Source organism: Aquirufa sp. A-Brett2-W8, assembly GCF_054558755.1.
The window spans coordinates 306,240-330,590 of the sequence record NZ_JBPXKS010000002.1 but is presented as its reverse complement, the minus strand read 5'-3'; the positions used below and the strand labels follow the sequence as shown (position 1 = coordinate 330,590).

Sequence of the window (24,351 nt, the reverse complement as noted above, 5' to 3'; positions counted from 1 at the left end):
TTTTAAATTAGGCTGCAATTTAAGAAAAAGGATATTGAATTGTATCTTTTAAAAACTGCTTACTAGTTTGGGCGCAAGATAAAGGTGTTTTTCCTGGATCGGGTACCGCATCTAATTCCACGATGGCAAATCCTTTGAATTTAATTTTATCCAAATTCGCAAAAACCTCTTCTAAATTCACTTTCCCTTGGCCTAATTCGACAAAGCGATAACGTGGCTCTGTTTGGCGGACATCCTTAACATGTAGAGAATGAAGTACTTTCTGGTATTTCAATACAGCATCGGCTGGATTACCACCGCCTTGGAAATAATGCGCCACATCTAAAAGCAATTTGATTTTAGACGGATCCATATGTTGAACAAGTAAATCTACCTCCTCGGGTGTTTCTCCAAACTGATCCATGTGGTTGTGGTAGGTGGCTTGAATGCCTAATTTCTTTGTTTGGGCACCGATTTCATTCATTACTTCTGCTAAACGAATTAAATCTTTCTCCTCTGGCTTCACTCCTTTTTTACGTAAAGAATTCGTTAATTGAATCGAAGTACCTCCTAAAGCTTTCACGAAAGTGGCATGCTTTACATGCTGCGCAATAGATGCGTCTACTTTAGCCGGATCAATTTCTACACTTCCGCTCGAAAACATGCACAATTGTAAACCTGATTGATCTATTAAAGCTTTTAGCGATGCCGGTGATTCTCCGTATTTAGCAAACGTATTCGCGCGCAATTGAATTCCTTTAAATCCCAAGCTAGCTATATCTTGAATGGCTTTTTCATCTTGTCCACTCCAGGTGATAGATGAATAGCCTAAAGAATAGGATTTTTTCGCAGCAAATAGGGAAATAGGAAGCGCAGCTGCTACCGAAAATAAAGAGGATTTTACGAGGAATTCGCGTCTAGTTGTCATAGGATGAGGTTTAATTATAAAAGTAGCAGGAACAGTTTATTTACTGTTTCCTAATTTTAAATAATCCGCTAACAAACTAAGTTTATCCGTACCGATATAATCCACTCCTATATCTAGTAAGGCCTGAAAACCTAAAAGTGAATCTGGCGTAGCCCATAAGCGCACTTTTCTACCATTTGCGTGTACTTTGTCGACGTAGGTTTTCAGTTTTTCTTTTAAAGCAGCAGGAATAGGTCCTTGACCATTCCAAAAACCAAATTTAAACATCGATTCACTCTCTAAAATCACCTTATTCGTAGGAAAAGGTTCATCTGAACGGCCATCAAAAGTGATCCAAACGGGGGATTCAATGTATTGAGCAGGTTTTGGTCGATTTCCAGAAATAACAATTCGAAATCCTTTTTTTTGCAAAAGAGCTGCGTAGGGTTTGAAGGCGGCAATAATTAAGGGTAATGTGGAATCCGAGGGGGTCTTCGAATCAATCAATAATTGATGAAAGTTCCCTTCTTTATTTGCCTTTAAAACCGCCACAATAGGGTCAATGTACAAGTTCTTTAAGGTTCTATTTAGTGCTAAGGAAGATCGCTCATGTCCCACTAATAATTCCCCATTGACCGCATACACATCCGCTTCTACTGAACCAAATCCTAGCTGAAACGCATCAAAAAATGGTCGCTCGTGTTCGTAATCGTTATGCGCATGCGCCTTTAACAGCGGACTTTGCGCGTTTAGGGCGAGTGACATTAAACAAAAAAGAGCGATTTTTTTCATTAGCCTTTTACATAGTCCCCTGAAGCAATGCGCGTTTTGGGGTCAATTTTTTTATTGTATAGATACGCATAGGTTTCGATTTCCTTACCTTTTAAGGTTACTTTCACTTGCTCGCGCACAAATAAACTCTCGTCTTTCTTCTCTGCATTATACTCCTCGTATTCATCTAAAACGTTCAATAATTTGATCGTATTAGATAATAAATACAATTCCCCCACCACTTGATCTTTCGCATTTTCCGATGGAATAATACCCGGATATTCAGCAACTTGGAACATTTGGCCTTGGTAAGTCGCCATGCCAATATAGTCTGAATTACGGGCAATTAGGCGATGCAAGTCATTACCGCAATCACGGCGCAACGTTCCGTAAACGAACAAATATTCTTCTACATTAGGCTCTGGAAGTTTCGCTTCTTCTAAGGTTAAGACCAAATCATCCTGCTCTACCACCGTTCCCTCTGTCAACAAAACATTGCCAATAATTCCCTCAAAAGGAGCAGAAACAATCGATTCCATCTTCATGGCTTCAATTATATATAGAGGTGCATTTAATTTCACCTCGTCTCCAGGTTTTACCAAAATACGTGATAAACGTCCTTGCAATGGGGCTCCAATATCTCCTTTAGCCTTCGCTTTCGCGTGTTGCGCACGTTCTACTTTGACGTTTTTATCCAAAATCTTAATCCGGCGCGCTTGTCCATTCAATTCAAATGTCACATTGCGCAGGCCAGATTCATCTGCTTCCGACATGTACAAGAACTTCACAATGATCGTTTTACCCTGCTCTATCGTGATCATAATTTCCTCATCCTGCTTTAAACCATAGAAGAAAGCTGGTGTAGGAAGGGCCGATAATTCGCCGAATAGGGCGGAGTTCTTGTAGAAATCTTCGTAGACTTTGGGATACATTTTGTACGATAAATAATCGTAAAATCCACCTTCAGCCTCCGAGAATTTCTTCGTAAATGCCTTAAAATCAGCATCAAAATCGATGGGCGCTAAATGATCGTTTGGTCGACCTTCGATAGCGTGCTCGCCTTTCAAAATAATCTCCTGTAATTGTTTCGGGAAACCTTGGTAGGGCTGACCTAAGCCGCCTTTAAAGAAGTCTTTCACCGACTCAGGGAAGGATAAAGTAGCGCCTTTGGCATATACATCCTCCGCCGTCAACGAATTAGCGGTCATAAAAATCGCCATATCCCCGACCACCTTAGAAGAGGGTGTCACCTTTATAATATCGCCAAAAAGCGTATTCGCTTCCGTATAATTTCGCTTCAATTGCTCAAACTTATCGCCCACACCCAGCGCAATCGCCTGGCCACGCAAGTTCGTATATTGTCCACCCGGAATCTCATTATTGTACACCTCAGCGGTTCCAGCCTTCAATTCAGATTCAAACGGCGTGTACATGGTACGCACCGCTTCCCAATAATTAGAGTATTCATTCAATAAATCTAAATCCAAATCAGAGGCCTTCGGATGTCCTTGCATCATCGCCACTAACGAATTTAAATTAGGCTGGGACGTCAAACCGGACATCGCCCCTAAAGCGCCGTCCACAATATCTACTCCCGCTTCAATTGCCTTCAAATAGGTCGCCGATTGAACAGAGGCCGTATCGTGTGTATGCAAGTGAATCGGTATGTCAACCGCCTTCTTTAATTCAGTCACTAATTTTTCGGCTTGGAAAGGACGTAAAAGGCCCGCCATATCTTTTATACATAACATGTGTGCCCCCGCATCTTCAAGCTGTCGCGCCATATCCACATAGTAGTGTAAATTATATTTTTCGTTCGTGAATAGGTCACCCGTATAGCAAATAGCTGCTTCTGCGATACCGGGAGTTCGCTCACGAACGGCTTTGATCGAAACTTTCATGGCGTCGATCCAGTTCAAAGAATCGAAAATACGAAAGACGTCTACTCCAGCTTCAGAGGATTTCTCCACGAATTTCTCAATCAAATTATCAGGATATGCCGAGTATCCCACGGCATTCGAGCCGCGGAAAAGCATTTGCAATAACATATTTGGCATGGCCTCGCGGAATTCTTCCAAACGCTTCCAAGGGGATTCTTGTAAGAATCGCATCGCTACGTCGAAAGTCGCGCCACCCCAAACCTCCATCGAAAATAATTGAGGGAAGGATTTCGCAAAACCGTCCGCAACGGCTAACATATCTTGTGTACGCACACGAGTCGCTAAAAGCGATTGATGTCCGTCACGGAAAGTGGTATCAGTAAAATATATTTGCTTCGCATCCCGGATGTGTTTAGAGAATTTCTCCGCACCCATTTCCGTCAATAATTGCTTATTCCCTTTCGGATATACTGACATGGGATCCACGTAAGGAATAATCGGAGTGCGGAAAGGAGTCGTTGGCTTAAATTTAACATCCGGATTTCCGTTGACGATCACCTCGCCTAGGTAGCGAATCGCCTTCGTGGAGCGGTCGCGAGTAGGTTTAAAATTGAATAGTTCTGGGTGGTTGGCAATGAATGGCACCGTACAATGGCCTTCTTGGAAGACTGGGTGCGTGATGACGTTGCGCAAGAACGGGATGTTCGTTTTTACCCCACGGATTCGGAATTCTGTCAGCGCGCGGTTTAAGCGTTCGGACGCACCGCGAAGCGTGCGGCCTTTTGCCGACACTTTCACTAACATCGAATCGAAATAAGGGGAAATTTTTACCCCCGGATACGAGGATCCTTCATCTAAACGAATGCCAAAACCTGCCGCATTACGGTAGGCAATGATGGTTCCAAAATCTGGTTTAAAACCATTCGCCGGATCTTCTGTCGTGATACGACATTGAATCGCAAAGCCCTTTAATGGGATATCTGCTTGGTTTTGAATGAAAATACCTGGATCGGATAATTTGTAATTTTGGGCAATCAGAATCTGCGTGCGGACAATGTCGATTCCCGTCACCTCTTCTGTGATCGTGTGCTCCACCTGAATACGCGGATTTACCTCGATAAAGAAAATATTCTCGTCTTTATCAACTAGAAATTCGACCGTTCCTGCGTTATAATAATTCACCGCCTTGCCTATGGAAAGCGCGTAAGCGTATAATTTTTGTTTTGTTTCTTCTTTTAAACCAAAGGACGGAGCGATCTCCACCACCTTTTGGAAACGTCTTTGCACGGAGCAATCGCGCTCGTACAAATGGACTAAATTTCCGTGTTGATCCCCTAATAATTGAACCTCTATATGCTTCGGATCATCAATGAATTTCTCGATAAACAAGGTATCATTCCCAAACGCATTTTTCGCCTCATTCTTCGCTTCTTGGTAGGCTTTTTCCAGTTCCTCCTCCGTTCTCACCACCCGCATCCCACGTCCACCACCACCGGCAGCGGCTTTAACCATCACCGGAAATTTAATTCGTTTCGCTTCTGATAAGGCCAAAGAATAATCCGACAAATCCCCTCTAGAATCCTCTATCATGGGCACATTGGCCTTCATGGCAGCCACTTTCGCGGCCACTTTATCTCCTAAAGCATTCATCGCCTCTGGAGAGGGACCAACGAAAACAATCCCCTCTTCTCTGCAGCGACTCGCTAAACCTACGTTTTCAGAAAGAAAACCATAACCCGGATGAATTGCATCAATTTTTTTTGATTTACACAAAGAAATCAATCCTTCAATATCTAAATAAGGCTTTAAAGGTTCGTCGTCTTTACCGATTTGGTAGGCTTCATCCGCTTTATAGCGGTGCAGCGAATAGCGATCTTCGAACGTATAAACGGCCACGGTGCGAATCCCTAATTCGGACGCAGCACGCATGATTCGAATGGCAATCTCGCCACGGTTAGCGATCAATAAACTGGAGATTTTCTTAACGTATGATTTTGGCATAATCAATCAATTATCGGATTCTAACAAAAATGCTAAATATATTGCGATAATTGTATTGATTGCCCTATTTAATTTGGTAAAACTTAAAAATTTACAATTATTATTGGGTTCCTTACTAAAAAAATAATTCTATCGGCTTCCTGCGAAATTTCTTAACTTGCAGGTCGAACAAAAAATCCAGTTGAATGAAACCCATTATTGGCATAACCCTAGGTGATTATAACGGCATAGGCCCTGAGGTAATCTTGAAATCCTTAGCGAGTCCACGGATCCTAAAGTGGTGTACGCCTGTGATTTATGGTTCTGCCAAAGTACTGGATTTTTATCGCCAAAAATTCGAATTAAAAGAGTGGTCGATCGATTCAATTCAAGATGCATCTGAAGCAAAATCAGGCGGAAGCTCTGTCATCAATTGCTGGGATGATTCTACCACCGTTATTGAACCTGGAAAAGAGACTAAAGAAGCTGGTAAAGCAGCATTTGATTGCTTAGAGCGCGCTTCAAATGACTTAGACCGCGGTTTAATCTCCGCAGTAGTCACTGCTCCAATCAATAAACACAACATACAATCAGAGGAATTTAAATTCCCGGGACATACGGAATATTTCACGGAACGGTTTGAGGCAAAATCATCGTTAATGATGCTAGTATCTGAAAATCTTCGGATGGGCGTAGCGACGGGCCACATTCCCTTATTAGAGGTTTCTAAGGCACTTAGTGCCGATCTTTTACGTACAAAAATTCAATTGTTCTTGAAGAGTTTGAAGGAGGATTTCTCGATTGAAAAACCACGTTTAGCGGTTTTGGGTTTAAATCCACATGCAGGTGACTCCGGACTTTTAGGACAAGAGGAATTAGAGATTATTCAACCTGTTGTAGAGGAATTCAGAAAAAAAGGGAATTTGGTTTTAGGGCCTTATTCTGCGGATGGATTCTTCGGAAAAGCTCAATTCAAAGATTTTGATGGAGTTTTAGGCATGTACCACGATCAAGGATTAATTCCATTTAAATACATTGCCTTCGATTCCGGCATCAATTTTACGGCAGGATTACCTGTTATTCGTACGTCCCCCGATCATGGTACGGCTTATGATATTGCAGGCCAAAATGTAGCAGACCCAGGTTCCTTCTTACAGGCTATGTTTTTAGCCTTAGATCTTGTAAAAAACCGAATGAATGCATAATAAGCAAGTTTTGATTGTCGACGAAGTTCATCCTTCTATGGCGGAAGGACTGACGAAATTAGGCTTCGAGGTAGAAACTCGTTTGGGATTGAGCGCGGATGAATTTCGCCGCATTTTACCCGAGTATACAGGATTAGTGATTCGTAGTAAATTCAAAATCACCGCTGACAAACTAGAAAATACGCATTTATCTTTCATTGCGCGCGCCGGTGCCGGTTTGGATTTAGTAGATTTGGATGCGTGTTCAGCACGCGGAATTGCTGTTTTTGCAGCGAATGAAGGTAATTCAGATTCCGTAGCGGAACACGTCATCGGCCAAATACTTTCTTTGGCTCACAAGCTTCATACTTCTGATACAGAGATTCGGCATGGATTATGGGAAAGAGACGGGAATCGAGGTTTCGAAATCAAAGGCAAAACAATCGGTATTATCGGATATGGAAATATGGGCAAGGCGGTCGCTTCGCGGCTTTCTGGTTTTGGATTGCGGATTTTAGCTTATGATAAATATGCGCCTTCGGTTGATTTTCCTGCTTCGCTCGAACAAATTTTCGAGGACGCTGACATCCTGAGCCTACATATCCCATTGACTTCTGAGACTCGCGGACTGGTCACACCTTCCTTTATCGAGTCCTTCAAAAAGCCTATTTTATTTATTAATAGCTCTAGAGGGCCTATTTCTCCACTTGAACCCTTACTGCAAGGTTTGCGTTCAGGCCAAATTAGAGGATTAGCTCTAGACGTATTACCCAACGAAAAATTGTCGACCTGGTCTCCCGTGGAAAAAGAAATATTTACCGAAATAGCCGCCTATCCAGCCACGATTTTTAGTCCGCACGTAGCGGGTTGGACAACTGAGAGTTATTTTAAAATCAACGAGGTTTTACTCGAAAAAATAAAAGCGCATTTTTCTTTATGAATTACCCCATTAATCTTGCTGAAAAACTGGGCTTCAACCAGATAAAAGAGGAAATTAAGCAAATTTGCTTAAGTCCAATGGGGCAAGAATATGCGGATAAAATGCGCTTTTCAGACCGTTTCCCTCTTGTTAAACAATGGGTGGAGCAAGTGGATGAAATGGGGCGAATTTTAGGGGAGCACGGCGGTGAATTTCCGCAAGTGGATTACTTCGATTTGCGCTCCTATTTAAGCCCATTGGCATTAGAAGGTCATTATTTATCAGCAGACGAATGGAGGGATTGGCAGCGAGCTTTGAGCGTATTATACGAAAGCATTCGCTTCTTTGCGGCTACCGATGCATCTGAATACCCTGAAATACAAAAGATTACTCAGCATTTTCTAGCGAAAGGTGCAGAAAGCAATGGGGATTTCAGACAAATTCTTCCAATTATTCAAGATTTAGATCGAGTTTTTGACACGAATGGTCAAATCAAGGAAACGGCCTCCCCTGCTTTAGGCGATTTAAGACGTAAACGCATAGCCGAAGAACAAGGGCTTCGAAAGAAACTTGATTCGTATCTGAGTCAGGCGTACAAAGAGGGCTGGGTGAGTAAAGATTTTTCCCTGACTGTACGGAATGGCCGAATGGTGATTCCTTTAGCGGCGGAGCATAAACGCAAGATCAAAGGTTTTGTTCAGGATGAATCTGATACCGGGAAAACGGTGTTTTTAGAGCCTGCAGATGCGCTGGCAATGAATAATGAGATTAAATCCTTAGAGTCCGCTGAAAAAAGGGAAATTATACAGATTCTGTCCAAATTATCGGATCGAATTCGCCCCTTAACACCCTTTTTAGCCCACGCTTTTTCGTGGTTAGGATTGATTGATTTTATTCGGGCCAAAGCCCTCTGGGGGGCCGAACACAAAGCCATCAAACCCACGTTTATTCAAGATAAACCAATCGTCAACTGGACTGATGCGAGACATCCACTTTTGGAAAAATCCCTCGAAAAAATTGGCAAAATGATTAAGCCGCTCACGATTCGTTTAGAAGATGAAAGACGTATTATGGTCGTTTCAGGACCTAATGCTGGGGGTAAATCCGTGACATTAAGTACCGTAGGTCTCTTGCAATTCTTATTTCAATCGGGCTGTTTAGTTCCTTTAGCCGAGGGAAGCACGATGGGTTTCTTCTCCCAAATCTTCCTCGATATGGGTGATGAGCAAAACATAGAAAATGAATTAAGTACCTATTCCTCTCACCTAAGTAATATGCGGCATTTCATGCAGCACGTGAATGAAAATACCTTGATTTTAGTGGATGAATTTGGTACCGGAACCGAACCTTCCTTAGGAGGTGCGATAGCGGAAGCCATTTTAGAAAAATTAGCCGACAAGGGATGTTTTGGAGCGATTAATACGCACTTTGGGAATTTAAAAAGCCTTGCAGATCGCCAAAAAGGTCTCTTCAACGCCGCCATGCGTTACGACACGGAACACCTAGAGCCTCAATTCATTCTGGATATGGGGAAACCGGGTAGTTCTTTTGCCTTTGAAATTGCCCAGAAAATCGGACTGCCTAAAGCTATCATCGAAAATGCGCGTAAGAAATTAGGCAAGAAACAGGTGGACTTCGATAAATTATTATTGGAAACGGAGACGGAGAAGCAGATTTGGGAAAGTAAAAATGCCAGTTTAGCCCTCGCAAACGAGCAAGCTATATCCATCAAGGAGAATTACGAGCGCTTAAAAAACCACGTTCAAGAGGAACAGAAGGCGATGCTAAATGCAGCAAAAACTGAAGCCAAAAAAATTATTCAAGATGCGAATCAACGTATCGAGCAGACCATTCGTCAAATTAAGGAGAAGGAAGCGGACAAAGATAAAACGAAAGAGTTACGAGCGGATTTAGCAGCATTTGTTCAAAAGGAATTAAAAACGGTGGCCCCAATAAAGGTCATTTCCGAGACACCAGGAATCGTCTATGCGAACTCCCTCATCGCTGTGGGAGATTGGGTGGTTATTAAAGGGAGTGGGGACGAACCTACTTTGGGACAAATACTCGAATTAAAAGGAAAAGACGCGATGATTTCACTAGGAGCCATTCGCAGCACAATCAAATTAAACCGCCTACAAAAAATCGTCGCGCCTAAACAACAGAAGAAAAGCTCCGCACCCTTACGCGGCATCGACATCAATGACCGAATGGCTCAATTCCAGCTTAAATTGGATGTTAGAGGCAAGCGAGGTGAAGAAGTGTATGTGATTTTAGACCAATATATCAACGATTGCCTACTTTTAGGTGTTACAGATGTACAGATATTGCACGGAAAAGGTGACGGAATTTTACGTACCTTGATACGCGAACAATTACGGCGTTACAAAGAAATCAAGTCGATAACTGACGAACATGCAGACCGAGGCGGTGCGGGAATCACCCTCATTCAATTCAAATGATCCGAATTTTAGCTCTTCTATTTTCGCTCCTTTTCTTCAGCAGCTGCATGCTGCAATACGCCGCTGGCTTGAGCCAAATACAACAAGAAAAATACGAACAGGCGACCTATAACTTCTCTGTCGCACTCACAAAGGATCCGAAAAATCCAGAAATATACTTTGCAAGAGCGTTTTCACGCGGATCAATGGAACAATATTCGGGTGCCATCTCTGACTTAACTAAAGCCATTCGTCTCGATTCAACTAATGCCGATTATTTTTTCTACCGCGGCTACTATAAATCTAAATTAGGCAACGACAAAGGAGCTATCCGCGATTTCTCTAAATCCATCATACGCTACCCCTATTATGCCGAAACCTATTATAATCGCGGCATAAATTTAATGCACTTGGGACTTATTGATGACGCCTGTCTTGATTTCAATACGGCGATAGAGCTGGGGGATACCTTATCGTTGAAGTACAAAGCTTCGCTTTGCAGATAAGAGATAAGAGAGTAGAGAGGAAAGAGAGGAAATAAAAATCATCTTTACTCTATGCTCTCCTCTCTCTAATCTAATTGATATAACTCACTCCCCAGCATGATTTAAATCAGCTATTCCCCATCCTAGTGTCGGTAATTTTGCGAGGCCATTTGAGCAGGCTAAAAATACCATACATGAACACAAATTCAAATCATACTTTCCATATACCGGTGATGGGTTTAGCCTTTACCGTTGACTCCCCCGTTAAAGTTGCCCGTTTTGGCATATCGTCTGTCATTTCGCTGGCTGAAGATCGGCTTATCGAAATGATGCGAAAGCATTATAGTGAGGAATTCGGTGAAAAATATCACCCTATTGGACCCAATATGGAGGACTATAGGGCCAAACGAATTACCAGTTACTTAAATCTCCTTAATCGTATTGTTAATCAGCAATTCAACACTTTGCAAGCGGAAGATTTTGGTCAAGGAAACGAAATCGACAAATACTTTGAAATGCTGCCAACAGATTCTGCATTACGTAAGGATTATGAGCAAATGTTGCAGATGGATTGCCCTACGAAAAAAGTAATGCTACAGAAAGAATTGCGTGGAAAAATGTGTGCAGGAAGTATCGACGTTAACATTATGACAAAATTGGATAAGAGTAATCCAAGTCCAAATGGGGAAGTGAAAGACGAAAATTCAGATGCCATTGCGGCGCTAAGAGGTTATGCGAATAGTGACTTGAGTGACTCTTCGATGGTCTTTTCGGCCGGGTTAAACCCTCGACTATTTAATTATCTAGAGCATTGTGAAGATTTTCATACGTTTAAAAAGAAGGTAATCGTGAAGGTGACGGATTTTAGATCGGCCTTAATACAGGGAAAATATTTGGCTAAAAAGGGGGTTTGGGTTAGTGAATTTCGAATCGAATCAGGACTCAATTGTGGCGGGCATGCCTTTGCAACCGACGGATATTTGTTAGGACCGATTTTGGAAGAATTCAAATCCAGAAAACAGGAACTCATCGATACGATTTTCTCCATTTTTCAAAAGAGAGACAAAGCGCCAGCCATAAAGATTTCTGTTCAAGGGGGCATCGGAACCTATGAAGAAGATCATTTCTTACACGATTATTATGCAGTGGACAGCACTGGATGGGGAACGCCCTTCTTATTAGTGCCTGAGGCGACCACGGTGGATCAAGAAACGATGCAATTGCTAGCAGATTCGAAGAAGGAAGATATAATTTTAAGTAAAAGCTCTCCTTTAGGCGTACGTTTTAATTATTTAAAGGGCACTAGTGCTTACAAGGAACGATTAAGTAGAATTGAGCATAAAAAACCGGGCAGCCCATGTACGGAGAAACATTTGGCGTTTAATACAGAATTTACGGCTGAACCTATTTGTACCGCTTCAAAAAAGTACATCAAATTAAAATTAGCGACTCCGGAGGGACAGCAAAATAAGGCGGAGATTTTGGCCAAAGAATGCCTTTGTGTCGGCCTCAGTAATTCAGCAGCCATCACATACAAAGAAATGTTTGTAAAAAAATTAACGGCTGTGACGATATGTCCTGGACCAAACATTGCGAATTTTTCCCAAATAGTTTCCCTCAAAACGATGATCGATCACATCTATGGACGTATACAAACCTTGACGAAGGACAGTCGACCACACATGTTTTTGGCAGAAATTGAACTCTATGTGGATTACCTAAAAGAGACAATCGAAGAGGAAATAAATACAGACGTCTGGGCAAAGCGGACGAAATATTTTCAAAATTTCACGTCTAATCTTCAATCAGGAATTGATTACTACAAGAACTTACCTTCCTTAGCGAAAAAGAACTTCATTAGTTCCTTGCACACAATGGAAAATGAACTAAACGCGATACGCCAAAAATATGCACTCCAGACCATAGAATCGTAGGTCAAAAGGCTTGGAAACGCTATAAAAATTCGTGTTATTTGTAGCTTATTTTCCAATTTTAACGATTCATTATGTCTATTGCAAAAACCGGCGACCAGGTTGCCGTACACTACACAGGTAAACACACGGATGGTGCTATTTTTGACTCTTCTGTAGGAAAAACTCCCCTTGAATTTCAATTAGGTTCAGGCATGGTCATCAAAGGTTTTGATGATGGCGTGACTGGAATGACAATCGGCGAGAAAAAAACCGTGCTAATCCCAGCGGCTGAGGCCTATGGCGAACATTCTCCTGAAAACACAGTGACTTTAGAGCGCGCTCAAGTTCCTGCGCACATCGAATTAGAAGTAGGTGCCTCACTATCCATGCACCAAGATGGTGGTCATGTAGTAGAGGTTGTTATCACTGATTTAACCGATTCATACGTAACTTTAGATGCGAATCACCCATTAGCTGGCCGTGATTTAACTTTTGAACTTGAATTAGTATCGATCTCATAAGATATGAAAATTAATTTGCGCTCCTTTGCCCCCCATGGGATGGTTCTTTTGGGTTTTCTTTTGATCGCTTTTATTTATTGTGGACCCGTTCTGCAGGGAAAAGTATTGATCCAACACGATATTCAACAAGCCCAGGCGGCAGCACAGGAGAGCATTCAGTACAAAGCTAAGACCGGCGAGGATGCTTGGTGGTCGAACTCGATGTTTGGGGGAATGCCTACCTATCAGATTTCAGGATCTTATCCCTATTCTATTTCTGCCAAAATCGGATCTTTCATTACTAATCTCCTTCCCAGCCCCGTGAACTTACTTTTCCTGCAGATGTTAGGGATGTATATTTTGCTTTGGGCGATGGGAGCCTCCCCTATTTTAGGCTTTGCCGGAGCAGTGTTCTACGCCTTTGCGACCTATAATATGGTCATCATTCCAGCTGGACATACTTCGAAAGTGTTAGCCTTAGCATATGCTCCTATCGTTTTAGCGGGTGTAAAGCTAGGTTGGGGTAATCGGAAATGGCTAGGAGCCGCCTTGTTTACGCTAGGTATGGCCCTCGAATTATACGCTAACCACGTACAAATCACCTATTACTTATTCTTCATTATCGGATTTTATAAAATCTATACCTTATCGCAAGCGATCATTCATAAAACAGTGGTTGATTGGTTAAAGCGAGGATTATTGATAGGCTTAGGATTAGTTTTAGCGTTAGGGACGCACTCGATGCGTCTTTGGAACAACTACGAATATGCCAAGGAAACAACACGCGGTGCGTCTGAATTAAGCGTAAATAAATCACGTGGAGACGGATTAGACCAAACTTATGCGTTCGACTGGTCCTATGGTATTGCTGAAACAGGCACTTTATTAATCCCCAATTTTATGGGTGGTGCCTCTGCTGGAGATTTAGGAGGAACCGCTTCGAATACCTACCAAACCATGACTAATGCCGGAATTCCTGACGAGCAAGCTTTAGGATTTGTGGAAAAAGGCCCAGCGTATTGGGGTGATCAAAGTTATACGGCAGGTCCTGCTTATGCCGGAGCCTTAGTGATTTTCTTGTTTTTGTTTGGCGCCTTTTACATTAAGTCGGCTGAAAAATGGTGGGTTATTGGCTTTACCGCCCTATTTATCACTTTTGCTTGGGGGAAATACTTCTTCTTCAACACGATTCTATTCCAGTACTTCCCCTTATTTAATAAGTTTAGAGCTATCACGATGGTACTTTCTTTCGTACAATTGGGCTTTGTGACTTTAGGTATTTTGGGGCTTATTCGATTCATCCAACAAAAATCAAGCTGGACCGAAATCAAAAAACCCTTGTTATACGCTGCAGGATTGAGTGGTGGATTAGCCTTGTTTTTTGGCCTAGCACCTGACCTATTCTTAGAGTTTAAAGGCCCTAACTTTGGTGGAGCCTTAATCCAAGACACCTCTTTAAATAACCAAATCTGGCGTAGCATTCAGCTAGACCGTATCGAATTATTTCAGTCCGATGCATTCCGCAGTTTCTTTATTGTATTGATTGGAACAAGTATTTTATGGGTCGCCACAACTGGGAAAGTTAAAAAATCTATTTGGCTGATTGCTTTAGTATTGTTAGGGATATTTGATTTAACGCCGGTGGCAAAACGGTATTTTGGCAAAGAATTCTTTGTTTCTAAAGCAACTTTAGACGAACAAATACTTCCTAGCCCTGCTGATCAAAAAATCCTTCAAGACTCCACGCAGTACCGCGTAGTTAACGTCGCCACGAATTTCATGAGCGATGCTACCACCTCCTATTACCATCAATCCGTGGGTGGCTATCACGCAGCAAAACTACGTCGCTACCAAGAGTTAATCGAAAAACAATTCACCGCTAATCCAGGACAAACCAACATCCTGAATATGCTGAATACAAAATACATTCTAAGTCCAGACTCAACCGGTCAATTAGCACCACAAGTTAATCCAGGGGCACTAGGAAATGCCTGGTTTGTTTCCTCTGTAAACGTGATTCCATCGGCTGATGAAGCCTTGAACGGAATCGGTAAAATTGATCCACGCACAGTGGCGTTAGTAGAACAAAAAGACGCCGCTTTCGTCCCTGGGACTTCCTTTAAAACAGATGGAAGTATTGCATTAACCTCGTATAAACCCAATCATTTGAGTTATAGTTCCGAGTCTAAAGACCCTAGCTTCGCTGTATTCTCTGAAATTTACTACCGAGGAAACAAGGATTGGAAAGCCTATATTGACGGAAAAGAAACAAATCACGTACAAGCCGATTACGTTTTGCGTGGTTTAGCTATTCCAGCTGGTAAACATACAATCGAATTCAAATTTGCACCTATTTCCGTTATTACAGGAAATAAAATCGACTTAGGCGCTTCTATTGCAATGCTATTATTTATTGCATTCTCCTTTTATCAAGCGGCTAAGGCCAAAAAAGAAACTATATGATCTACTCCATGACGGGCTTTGGAAAATCCCAAAAAGAAATCCAAGACCTTCAAATCCGTGTCGAAGTAAAAAGCTTAAACTCGAAGTTCACCGATATTTTTTGCCGCGTTCCTAAATCATTATCTGCAAAAGAAATCGATATACGTAATTACCTAACGCAACAACTAGAGCGGGGTAAAATGGAATTGAATTTGCACTTACAAAAAAACACAGAGAACGTGGAGCAAAGTATTTTACCACAGGGCCAGATCTCCACCTATTTTACCGAATTAAAACGTTTAGCTGCTGAATTAGGGGTACAAAACATTGACGAGAATGCCTTGTATTTACAGGCTATGTCCATGCCCAGTTTACATTCATCTGATAATTCACAAGAAAACGATGACGAAATCGAAGCATTATGGAAGGTTGTATTTCAGGCCGTTCAAGAAGCTGTGAAAGAGTGTAAAGAATTCCGTGCTCGCGAAGGGAAGGTCGTAGAAGATAAATTCCGCGAATATATTGCCGCCATAAAATCTGGTTTAGCACAAGTCTTAGAACAAGATAAAATTCGAATGCCAGGCATCCGCGAAAGGATGCGCAACGCACTTTTAGAACTTGGATTGAAAGAAGATTTCGATAAAAACCGCTTCGAACAAGAGGTGGTTTATTACATCGAAAAATTTGACATTTCTGAAGAAAAAGTACGTCTTGCCACCCACCTTGATTATTTCATTGAAATATTAGAAGAAGGAAACGGCAAGAAACTTAACTTCATGGCGCAAGAAATTGGCCGTGAAATCAATACCATTGGCTCGAAAGCGAATGATTCTACCATCCAACGGTTGGTGGTAAATATGAAGGATGAGCTGGAGAAGATTAAAGAGCAAACGGCTAACGTTTTATAATTGCGAAGCAACTTGCTTAGTCGTTGCTTCGCAATTTAGCCAATACCTAGTCGTTGCTTCGCAACTTGGTCAATGAGTCGCCTTCGGCTTAGTCCGAAGAGAAAGCATAGAGCATAAAGCACAAAGAATAAAGGTGGATGTTGCTGCGCAACGAAGCATGAAACATTTCAAAAATGATAAAAAAAGGGAGCTTCACTCCCTTTTTTTATACAAACTTTATTCTTTTTGCTCTATGCTTTATTCTTTATAAGATAATCAACGCAATACCCGCACACCCTAACCCAATCCCTACCCACTGCTTATTTGTCAATTTCTCTTTAAAGAAGATCAGGGCCGTTACGGCACTCAAAAGAATCACACCAAGGTTATAAATTGTTAGAACTACGGCACCGTTTTGTTGATAAGCATCCAATGCCTTTAACAAGAAATAAAACGAAAAGAAATTAGGTAAGCCTAAAGGAATAGCGGCTAAAACAGAACGCAATGACCAAGTCACTCCACCAGTAAACGTCCAATACGCTAGAACTAAAGCAGACGTTGCCATTGAACCCAATAATAACATCAACGTAAAAGAAATACTACCTCCTACTTGTTGAACAATCGCCGCATTCAAGTAATTAAACGCCGTATTGGTGATGCCATAGGCGATAAAAACAGCCACTAAAGCCCAAATAACTGGTTTCTGTAAGGATTCCGAAACAGATGGGCTGCAGAAATAAATGGCAGCAAAGGATAATAAAAGCCCAGCAATAATCTGAATGGAAACATCCCCTCCTGTTTTCCAAATAAAGAGATTCACCATAACAGGTATCACCAAGGAAATATTATTAGCCAAGGAGGTGGGCGCCATTCCATTCTTAACGGTAGAATATCCTGACAAAAGAAATGTGATCACAAAACCAATTCCAATTCCAATAATTCCCATGGAATAGCCTGCAGATGGCCAATGAAAGGGAATGGCATTCATTTGGTGAAAGTAGCCAGTCAAAAAACAGACCGGGTAATTCAATAAAATAGCAATGCGTGTATCTATGTTAAATTTCGCGTGGGCACGAAAATTCACCAGTAATAAGACTGAAAATACAATGGTTAAAATTAAATAAAGCATGTTATGATTTCTTAACGAGGTCTTCTAAAAGAGCGACCCATTCTGGTGAATTATTCAAACTTTCGACTAATTGCCAGTGCTCACCACCTGCTTCTTCGAATAATTCTTTGTACTCCTCACCTACTTCAATGGTGGTTTCTAGACAATCTGCCACAAAGGCTGGAGAGAAGGCTAATATCTTCTTCTTGCCTTCTTTTACGAGCTTTTTGATGGTTTCATCCGTATAGGGTTGTAACCAAGGATCGCGTCCTAAACGGCTTTGAAATGCGGTCCCAAAGGTTCCTGGTTTCAAACCCATCTCTTTAGCAATCAAACGAGTCGTTTCATGGCACTGAGCGCGGTAGCAACCGTGATTCTTCTCCGTGATGGTCTCGCAACAAGCACCAAACACACAAGTATTCTTCGTGATATCGCCTTTACGAATGTGTCGTTCGGGAACTCCATGATAGGAGAATAAATAGTAATCGAAGTCGACGTCTTTTTGGTAATTTGCTGCTTTATCTGCGAAGTATTTGGCAAAAATCGGATGCTGGTAAAAATAGCTCACAAGCGATAAAGAAGGCATAATTTGCCAATCCGACATTAATTCCATCACGCGTTCGTAAATAGAACCCGTGGTAGCAGAGGCGTATTGAGGAAAGAAAGGGATGACAATTAATTTCTTTAAATTCGCCGCTTTCATTTCTGCTAAAGCCGTTTTTAAATCAGGAGTTTGGTAGCGCATCGCCAAACGAACCATATAGGCATCGCCTAAGGTTGATTGCAGAGATGCGCAACCATCTTCACCATAGAATTTTAATGGAGATCCACGCTCTTCCCAAAGTTCTTTATAAATCTTCGCAGATTGAGGTGCTCTAAACGGAGCAATAATTCCATTGACTAACAGATAGCGAAATGGATAAGGAATATCAATTACTCGACCATCCATTAAAAACTCGCGTAAATACTTACGTACACTAGGTGTACCTGGATCATCTGGAGTACCCAGATTGACTAACAAAACTCCGATCATAGTTCTTATTAAAGCACAAATTTGTGCCTAAAAAACTAGAATACCCAACCTTCCGGCGTAATTTTTGTTCTGATAGGCGATTCGACACAAGGCGCCTTTTCCAAGCATCCCACCGATCCTGGCGGACAGGTATAAGTTTCACCCGGGATAACGGAAATAATAGGCTCTTCTCCTACTGGAATATTCTTTCTACGATCGATATAAAAGATTTTCTTTCGCACAGAAAATACGTTAAATATACCCAATACACGCTCTGAAGGTGTAGTTAATGATTTAATATTTAAGCTAAAACGCGTTTCAGCTGGCACATCAAATAGGGATCCGGATGATTGTACTTGAGAGATTAAGGATTGATAGAAGGCAAACGCATTTTTCGTAATCGAGCGTTGCTCTAATCGGAAATAATAAGGAGTCCAATTATCGAATGGAATTCGAGCCACTTGACGGCCCACAACTCTTTGGCCATTCGTTAAAACATCGGAGAAAACATTCAAATCATTATTGGTACTAATATCCCAACAATTTCCGTCACACATATAATTAAGGATGGCATCCGTTGGAAATTTAGGTTGAACACAATCTTGCTTTTTAAAATCAAATTTACCTCCATCCGTACAAGTCGCACAAAAACTTGCATTTCGATAATTTTTCCAGTTCCAAAGATAAAAATCGCCCTCCGATGGCATATCCTTGAAATCCAAATAAACGGTAAATCCTGCACGGCGTACATCTACTTTAGAATATTGATCAAAGATCTCAAAACGTGTAATTGCATTTTCTATTTCAGGCACCCCTTTCATTGTTTCAGCCGTACTTTCATACGTTTGACCTGTTAACATCTTCACATATAACTTATAAGTCGAACCCACCACTCCTTTAAATCCGGCTGAAGGATAATAAGTACCTAAAGGAATTCCTTCCGTAAAGTTTGTTTTTGTACCGCTTTGGTCCGTCACATACACCACTGCTTTTGAAATAGGAAGTGATAATTGTGAGACCAAACGATTCGACGAACTGGTCAAACGCACCTTACTCAATTGTGCATCGTCCGAAATATCAGCTTCGATGGTCGTGAAGGAGGTGGCATCAATTTGCACAAAATCCTTAATCGGATTCACACAAGCCCAAGTCACTATTCCAATGAGTAAGACGTAAAAACTTGTATTTTTAAGAGATAAAGACATATTACAAGAATTTGAAATTATAGGTAAGGGAGATAAATGGAGAGGCGAATACACTTAATTCATAAGCTCTCAAACCATTCTTAGTTGACTTAAAGAAGACCGAGTAGGGATTTTGGCGACCATATAAATTATAGATCGTAAATACCCAACTTCCTTCCCAGCGTTGTTTGCGCATCGAAGGATTATTAATCGTCCAAGAAAAATCTAGGCGATGGTAATCCCGAATTCGGTCATTGTTTCTTTCCGCAAATACCGGGAATTTCTTGCCACCAATCTCATACGATCCAGATGGAGAGGAGAAAGGGCGACCTGTGTTATAAGCAAAAGTGAACGAGAAGCTATGGTGCGTCGTAGGCTGAATGTTCAACATCATATTAAAGGTATGTGGCTTGTCATAATTCGTAGCAAACCATTCTCCGCCATTAATTGCTTGTACTTCTGGATAATCTCCAATCATTTGGTTGAAAGCACGAGCATAGGTATAAGAAACCCATCCAGACACTTCCCCTTTCTTCTTTTGAACCATTAATTCCATACCATAAGCCTTGCTTTTACCGGTAATTAATTGGGTTTCAATATTCGGATTCAATTGTAAATTAGCTCCAGAAACGAAGTCCAACGTATTTCTCACATTGCGGTAATAAGTTTCTACTGAAGCCTCATACACATTTTCATTAAAGGTTTTAAATAAGCCTAAAGAAAGGAAATCACTTTGCTGAGGTTTGATAAAAGTATCAGCAGTTTTCCATCGCGAGGTAGGTAAAGGCGTTGTATTATTTGATAATAATTGGAAGAATTGCTGTTGACGATTATAACCAAATTTCATGGTGGTATTCTCAGCTAATGAATACTTCATGGTTAAGCGCGGTTCAAAACCACCATAAGAAGCCATCACTTCTCCATCACCGTAAGTTGTCTTTTTAACAATGGAATTTAAAGAAGGTACTTGGCCTGGCACATATTCATTAATGGACCCAGCGCCCATCCGGTAATATTGAGAATAACGCAAACCAGCTTGCACGGTAAATTTCGGACTAAGGGTCCACTCGTCATCGGCAAAGATGCCTAATTCATAGGATTGCTCTAAGGGTAATTTAACGGTCGCCACTCTAGAAACAACTCCCTCATTCAAATTACCGGGGTCAATATCATAACGCGTACCTGTTACACCAAAATTCATCTTATGATTCTCCCGCGGCTGGTAATCAAAACTTGCCGTCATATTACGGTACAAAATCGAGCTTTTCAGGTCAATGGTGTTGACCGTATCAGGGGCAAAGGTTTTAGTCGAATAATTAGTTAAAGATCCACTCACCATCATGTTTAATTTAGGCGAGAAATAATGGTTCCAATGGATCGCCGCATTAGAGTGACCATAATTAAAGGACGTTTGCTTCGCTATCACATTCTCAATACTGAATAGCGAATCTACCCGATAGTAATCGTGACTTAAATAAGTGGAAATTGAAATGGTATTTTTCGTGTTAGGACGGTAATAAATTTTCGTCGCGATATCAGAAAAATTTGCCCGCAAGTTTTTTAAATAATCAGGCGCAAACCATTTGAACATAAAGTCATTCACCGATAAACGACCTGCAACTAAAATGGATAATTTCTCTTTAATGATCGGAATTTCAGCCATCACCCGGTTTGAAACTAAGCCAATTCCACCTTGCATTTTGAATTTTTCTGTATTCGGTTCGATCATCTTAATGTCCAAAACCGAGGCAGTACGACCTCCAAAACGGGACGGAACACCCCCTTTATATAATTCTAAATCTCGAATGGCGTCTGAAGCAAAAACAGAAAACAACCCGAACATGTGCGTTGGGTTAAAAATAGGTGTATCATCAATGTAGATTAGGTTTTGGTCTACATTAGAACCCCGAATATTCAAACCATTTGCACCCTCTCCTACCGAAGAAACACCTGGAAGAGATTGTAAACTACGAATCACGTCGACCTCCCCCATCATAGTAGGTAATTTCTTGATTCCTTTCAAACTTAGAACGGTGACCCCTAAAGAAGGTGTCTGAATATCTCGTCTCGTCGCCGCACTCGACACAATTACTTCTTCTAATTGCTTCGTTACATTATTTAACTCCACATTTAATTCGGTATTCGCTTTAATATAGATTTTCGTACGATACGGATTATAGCCTACATAACTCACCTTCAAGACCCATTCGCCATAAGGCAAATACACTTTATACTGACCCAATGAATCAGTTCTAACCCCTGATTTTTTAAAGTCCACAGAAATATCAGCGCCTTTCAAAGGCTCACCAGTCGAAGCATCGATTACTTTTCCGAAAACAGAAGGTAGGGATGTGGTTTGTGCAATGCTTTGATGCGAAAGGACAAATAAAAGTCCAAGGCAAAGGACTCCAGGTAAGAGTTTGATCATAGAATATAGGTTTGCAAACGCAATAGTGTAAATAAACAAAAAATTAAGGAGATTCCTTACATTAGAAGCGACCAAAGCGCAGATATTGCGACGAAAATCAGGGCAAAGGGGATCAGCACCTTCCAGCACAAATACATGAGTTGATCTACACGAAGTCTGGGAAGCGTCCATCGAATCCACATTTGGAGAGCAATCAGCAAATATGATTTGATCATAATCCAAATAAAGCCCATCACGGTTGCATAAATAGTCCCAGGTTCTCCATTCGTCCAATCGGCTAAGCGAAGAGTTCCGATATTAGGAAAAGGAGAATACCAGGATCCCCAGAACAAAATAACTCCTAAAACACTCACTAAAAGCATCATGCCATATTCCGACAGGAATAAAAGTGCCCAGCGCATTCCAGCATACTCGGTATGAAATCCACCGACTAACTCTGATTCAGCTTCCGGTATATCGAAAGGAGCCCGATTAGCTTCTGCTAAAGAGGCGATGAAATAAATGATAAATAAGAAAAAGAATAAAGGCATTCGAACTACATTCCAGCTTAAGAAACCTCCGGCCTGTGTCACATCAATACCTAAGCTTTTTAATCCGAATAGATATTGAGTTTCTGAAGTAAATATCCCTTGCTGCAACGAGATGTCCTGTAAATTTAAGCTTCCGGAAATAAGCACCACACATAAAATCGTTAAACCTAAAGGAATTTCGTATGAAACTAATTGGGCGGCGGAACGAATGGCTCCTAAAAGAGAGTACTTGTTATTAGAGGACCAACCGGCTAGCAAAATCCCTAAACTATCTAAGGAAACAATACCCATGAAGAGCATGATTCCCATCTCAGTTTGACTACCCTGCAAAAAAGTGCCTGAACTGAGGGGAATGACTGCAAATGCGCCAAAAATGGACAAGAAAATAATCCAGGGAGCTAAAAGAAACAAGCGCTTTTGGGCGTTTGCAGGAACTATATCTTCTTTTTGGAATAGCTTCAAGAGATCTGCAAAAACCTGCAATAAACCCCATTTACCTACGTCCATAGGCCCTAATCGATCCTGCATAAAAGCAGATAGCTTTCGCTCCACATAAACGCCAATCACGACATTCACAGTCAACAAAAGCAAACAAACGATTAGCGCGATCCACATTAGCTAATCTGATTAAGGGCTTGAATGAAATCAGCTTTTAAGTCTTCGATCGACTCTAAACCCACCGCTACACGAACTAATCCTGCTGTAATACCTAAAGCCGCTTTATCCTCAGCAGATATTTTAGCATGGGTTGTCGAAGCTGGATGCGTAATAATTGTTCTAGAATCGCCTAAATTGGGAGAAATGGAAGCTATTTTCAATAATTTACTGAATTCGTTTACCTTGTCAAATCCTCCTTTAATATCAATAGTTAGAATACCTCCGCCGTACTTCATTTGACGTTTCGCTAAATCATATTGTGGATGAGATTTTAAAAAAGGATATTTGACTTGATCTAAGGCTTTATGTCCTTCCAAAGCTTCCGCTAATGCCATCGCATTTTCAGAATGCTTCTGCATTCTTAAGTCTAATAATTCCAAACTTTTAGATAATATCCATGCATTAAATGGCGACATGGATGGCCCCGTATGGCGCGCAAAGAAACGGATTTCATCGATGTAGACCTTTTTGCCACAGATAACGCCCCCTAAAACACGGCCTTGACCATCGATGTATTTAGTCGCTGAGTGAATCACTAAATCTGCCCCTAAATCCATTGGAGTTTGTAAAATGGGCGTTGCAAAACAGTTGTCCACCGCTAGAATTAAATCTTTACCTTCTTTCAAGGCCGCTAATTCTTTTAAGTCTATTAGCTCTAAACCAGGATTAGACGGGGATTCACAGAATAAAAATTTCGTATTCGGTTTTATCGCCGCCTTCCAAGCGTTTATATTTGCACCAGGCACGAAAGTGCATTCGATTCCCCATTTAGAGGTGATTTTGGTCAAAATCTGAATACAAGATCCAAATAAAGCATTCGATGCTACGATGTGATCCCCCGACTTTAATAAACCCGCCATGGAAGCGAAAATAGCTGCCATTCCGGTAGAAAAAGCGATTCCATCCTCTGCATTTTCCAACATATTCATCTTCGCCATAAATTCATCCACATTAGGATTCATATAACGGGAATAGATATTACCTGCTTGCTCCTCAGCAAAAATCGCTCTACCCTGTTCCGCATCATCAAATGTAAAACTGGAAGTAAGGTATAAAGGAACCGAGTGCTCTCTATTTTGAGATTTTTCGGCTTGCATGCGAATGGCTTTGGTCTGTTTTTGCATAATCTTCAATTTAATCTACAAAT

General features: G+C 41.3%; 17 protein-coding genes. 8 read left to right on the top strand and 9 right to left on the bottom strand.

The features are described 5' to 3' along the window. Positions 1-19 precede the first annotated feature (19 nt). Genes ACST13_RS01400 through ACST13_RS01390 form a run of 3 tightly spaced genes read right to left on the bottom strand, consistent with a single transcriptional unit; the run spans position 20 to position 5,538 of the window. A complete protein-coding gene (locus ACST13_RS01400; RefSeq protein WP_459521432.1) occupies positions 20-907 on the bottom strand; it encodes a sugar phosphate isomerase/epimerase family protein in 888 nt (295 codons plus the stop codon). Between the two features lie 36 nt (positions 908-943). After that, the gene (locus ACST13_RS01395; protein ID WP_459521431.1) at positions 944-1,678 is read right to left on the bottom strand and encodes a PI-PLC domain-containing protein; all 735 of its coding nucleotides are present in this window, start codon (positions 1,676-1,678) and stop codon (positions 944-946) included. Then, the gene (locus tag ACST13_RS01390) at positions 1,678-5,538 is read right to left on the bottom strand and encodes a pyruvate carboxylase (protein ID WP_459521430.1); all 3,861 of its coding nucleotides are present in this window, start codon (positions 5,536-5,538) and stop codon (positions 1,678-1,680) included. Before ACST13_RS01390 ends, ACST13_RS01395 begins: the two co-directional genes overlap by 1 nt. A gap of 185 nt (positions 5,539-5,723) precedes the next feature. Here ACST13_RS01390 and pdxA point away from each other — a divergent pair, with 185 nt between their 5' ends. The 8 genes from pdxA (at position 5,724) to ACST13_RS01350 (ending at position 16,306) form a co-directional block, all read left to right on the top strand. Next, on the top strand, positions 5,724-6,722 hold the full coding sequence (gene pdxA / locus ACST13_RS01385; RefSeq protein WP_459521429.1) for a 4-hydroxythreonine-4-phosphate dehydrogenase PdxA: 999 nt from the start codon (positions 5,724-5,726) through the stop codon (positions 6,720-6,722). Then, positions 6,715-7,641 carry an NAD(P)-dependent oxidoreductase gene (locus tag ACST13_RS01380; protein WP_459521428.1) on the top strand — a complete coding sequence of 309 codons (927 nt, stop codon included), beginning with the start codon at positions 6,715-6,717 and terminating at the stop codon, positions 7,639-7,641. The genes pdxA and ACST13_RS01380 overlap by 8 nt, the downstream gene beginning before the upstream one ends. Beyond that, complete coding sequence (locus tag ACST13_RS01375; RefSeq protein WP_459521427.1) at positions 7,638-10,079, top strand: endonuclease MutS2; 2,442 nt, start codon at positions 7,638-7,640, stop codon at positions 10,077-10,079. Before ACST13_RS01380 ends, ACST13_RS01375 begins: the two co-directional genes overlap by 4 nt. Before the next feature lie 47 nt (positions 10,080-10,126). After that, complete coding sequence (locus tag ACST13_RS01370) at positions 10,127-10,564, top strand: tetratricopeptide repeat protein (protein ID WP_459521426.1); 438 nt, start codon at positions 10,127-10,129, stop codon at positions 10,562-10,564. Positions 10,565-10,737: 173 nt separating this feature from the next. Beyond that, entirely contained in the window at positions 10,738-12,477 is a 1,740-nt protein-coding gene (locus ACST13_RS01365; protein WP_459521425.1) for a hypothetical protein, read from the top strand. A gap of 71 nt (positions 12,478-12,548) precedes the next feature. Next, the gene (locus tag ACST13_RS01360) at positions 12,549-12,977 is read left to right on the top strand and encodes an FKBP-type peptidyl-prolyl cis-trans isomerase (RefSeq protein ID WP_459521424.1); all 429 of its coding nucleotides are present in this window, start codon (positions 12,549-12,551) and stop codon (positions 12,975-12,977) included. Between the two features lie 3 nt (positions 12,978-12,980). Further along, positions 12,981-15,419, top strand: a complete 2,439-nt coding sequence (locus ACST13_RS01355) for a hypothetical protein (protein WP_459521423.1) — start codon at positions 12,981-12,983, stop codon at positions 15,417-15,419. Continuing rightward, on the top strand, positions 15,416-16,306 hold the full coding sequence (locus ACST13_RS01350) for a YicC/YloC family endoribonuclease (RefSeq protein WP_459521422.1): 891 nt from the start codon (positions 15,416-15,418) through the stop codon (positions 16,304-16,306). Before ACST13_RS01355 ends, ACST13_RS01350 begins: the two co-directional genes overlap by 4 nt. A 244-nt stretch (positions 16,307-16,550) precedes the next feature. Here ACST13_RS01350 and ACST13_RS01345 read toward each other — a convergent pair whose 3' ends face one another. Genes ACST13_RS01345 through ACST13_RS01320 form a run of 6 tightly spaced genes read right to left on the bottom strand, consistent with a single transcriptional unit; the run spans position 16,551 to position 24,328 of the window. Next, entirely contained in the window at positions 16,551-17,414 is an 864-nt protein-coding gene (locus tag ACST13_RS01345) for an EamA/RhaT family transporter (protein ID WP_459521421.1), read from the bottom strand. A 1-nt stretch (position 17,415) separates the two neighbouring features. Beyond that, the gene (gene hemH / locus ACST13_RS01340) at positions 17,416-18,426 is read right to left on the bottom strand and encodes a ferrochelatase (RefSeq protein WP_459521420.1); all 1,011 of its coding nucleotides are present in this window, start codon (positions 18,424-18,426) and stop codon (positions 17,416-17,418) included. 35 nt (positions 18,427-18,461) lie between these two features. After that, complete coding sequence (locus tag ACST13_RS01335; RefSeq protein WP_459521419.1) at positions 18,462-19,610, bottom strand: DUF4249 domain-containing protein; 1,149 nt, start codon at positions 19,608-19,610, stop codon at positions 18,462-18,464. Between the two features lies 1 nt (position 19,611). Further along, on the bottom strand, positions 19,612-22,017 hold the full coding sequence (locus tag ACST13_RS01330) for a TonB-dependent receptor (protein ID WP_459521418.1): 2,406 nt from the start codon (positions 22,015-22,017) through the stop codon (positions 19,612-19,614). A 56-nt stretch (positions 22,018-22,073) separates the two neighbouring features. Beyond that, positions 22,074-23,162: a complex I subunit 1/NuoH family protein gene (locus tag ACST13_RS01325; RefSeq protein WP_459521417.1), complete on the bottom strand. Its 1,089-nt coding sequence runs from the start codon at positions 23,160-23,162 to the stop codon at positions 22,074-22,076. Further along, the gene (locus ACST13_RS01320) at positions 23,162-24,328 is read right to left on the bottom strand and encodes a trans-sulfuration enzyme family protein (protein ID WP_459521416.1); all 1,167 of its coding nucleotides are present in this window, start codon (positions 24,326-24,328) and stop codon (positions 23,162-23,164) included. The genes ACST13_RS01325 and ACST13_RS01320 overlap by 1 nt, the downstream gene beginning before the upstream one ends. Positions 24,329-24,351 lie beyond the last annotated feature (23 nt).

Excerpts from the sequence above, each read along its gene's own strand:
- ACST13_RS01335 (WP_459521419.1), bottom strand. The coding sequence starts at position 19,610 with ATGTCTTTATCTCTTAAAAATACAAGTTTTTACGTCTTACTCATTGGA.
- ACST13_RS01355 (WP_459521423.1), top strand. The coding sequence starts at position 12,981 with ATGAAAATTAATTTGCGCTCCTTTGCCCCCCATGGGATGGTTCTTTTG.
- ACST13_RS01370 (WP_459521426.1), top strand. The coding sequence starts at position 10,127 with ATGCTGCAATACGCCGCTGGCTTGAGCCAAATACAACAAGAAAAATAC.
- ACST13_RS01400 (WP_459521432.1), bottom strand. The coding sequence starts at position 907 with ATGACAACTAGACGCGAATTCCTCGTAAAATCCTCTTTATTTTCGGTA.
- ACST13_RS01350 (WP_459521422.1), top strand. The coding sequence starts at position 15,416 with ATGATCTACTCCATGACGGGCTTTGGAAAATCCCAAAAAGAAATCCAA.
- ACST13_RS01325 (WP_459521417.1), bottom strand. The coding sequence starts at position 23,162 with ATGTGGATCGCGCTAATCGTTTGTTTGCTTTTGTTGACTGTGAATGTC.
- ACST13_RS01330 (WP_459521418.1), bottom strand. The coding sequence starts at position 22,017 with ATGATCAAACTCTTACCTGGAGTCCTTTGCCTTGGACTTTTATTTGTC.
- ACST13_RS01320 (WP_459521416.1), bottom strand. The coding sequence starts at position 24,328 with ATGCAAAAACAGACCAAAGCCATTCGCATGCAAGCCGAAAAATCTCAA.
- hemH (WP_459521420.1), bottom strand. The coding sequence starts at position 18,426 with ATGATCGGAGTTTTGTTAGTCAATCTGGGTACTCCAGATGATCCAGGT.
- ACST13_RS01345 (WP_459521421.1), bottom strand. The coding sequence starts at position 17,414 with ATGCTTTATTTAATTTTAACCATTGTATTTTCAGTCTTATTACTGGTG.
- ACST13_RS01360 (WP_459521424.1), top strand. The coding sequence starts at position 12,549 with ATGTCTATTGCAAAAACCGGCGACCAGGTTGCCGTACACTACACAGGT.
- ACST13_RS01375 (WP_459521427.1), top strand. The coding sequence starts at position 7,638 with ATGAATTACCCCATTAATCTTGCTGAAAAACTGGGCTTCAACCAGATA.
- ACST13_RS01380 (WP_459521428.1), top strand. The coding sequence starts at position 6,715 with ATGCATAATAAGCAAGTTTTGATTGTCGACGAAGTTCATCCTTCTATG.
- ACST13_RS01365 (WP_459521425.1), top strand. The coding sequence starts at position 10,738 with ATGAACACAAATTCAAATCATACTTTCCATATACCGGTGATGGGTTTA.
- ACST13_RS01390 (WP_459521430.1), bottom strand. The coding sequence starts at position 5,538 with ATGCCAAAATCATACGTTAAGAAAATCTCCAGTTTATTGATCGCTAAC.
- ACST13_RS01395 (WP_459521431.1), bottom strand. The coding sequence starts at position 1,678 with ATGAAAAAAATCGCTCTTTTTTGTTTAATGTCACTCGCCCTAAACGCG.
- pdxA (WP_459521429.1), top strand. The coding sequence starts at position 5,724 with ATGAAACCCATTATTGGCATAACCCTAGGTGATTATAACGGCATAGGC.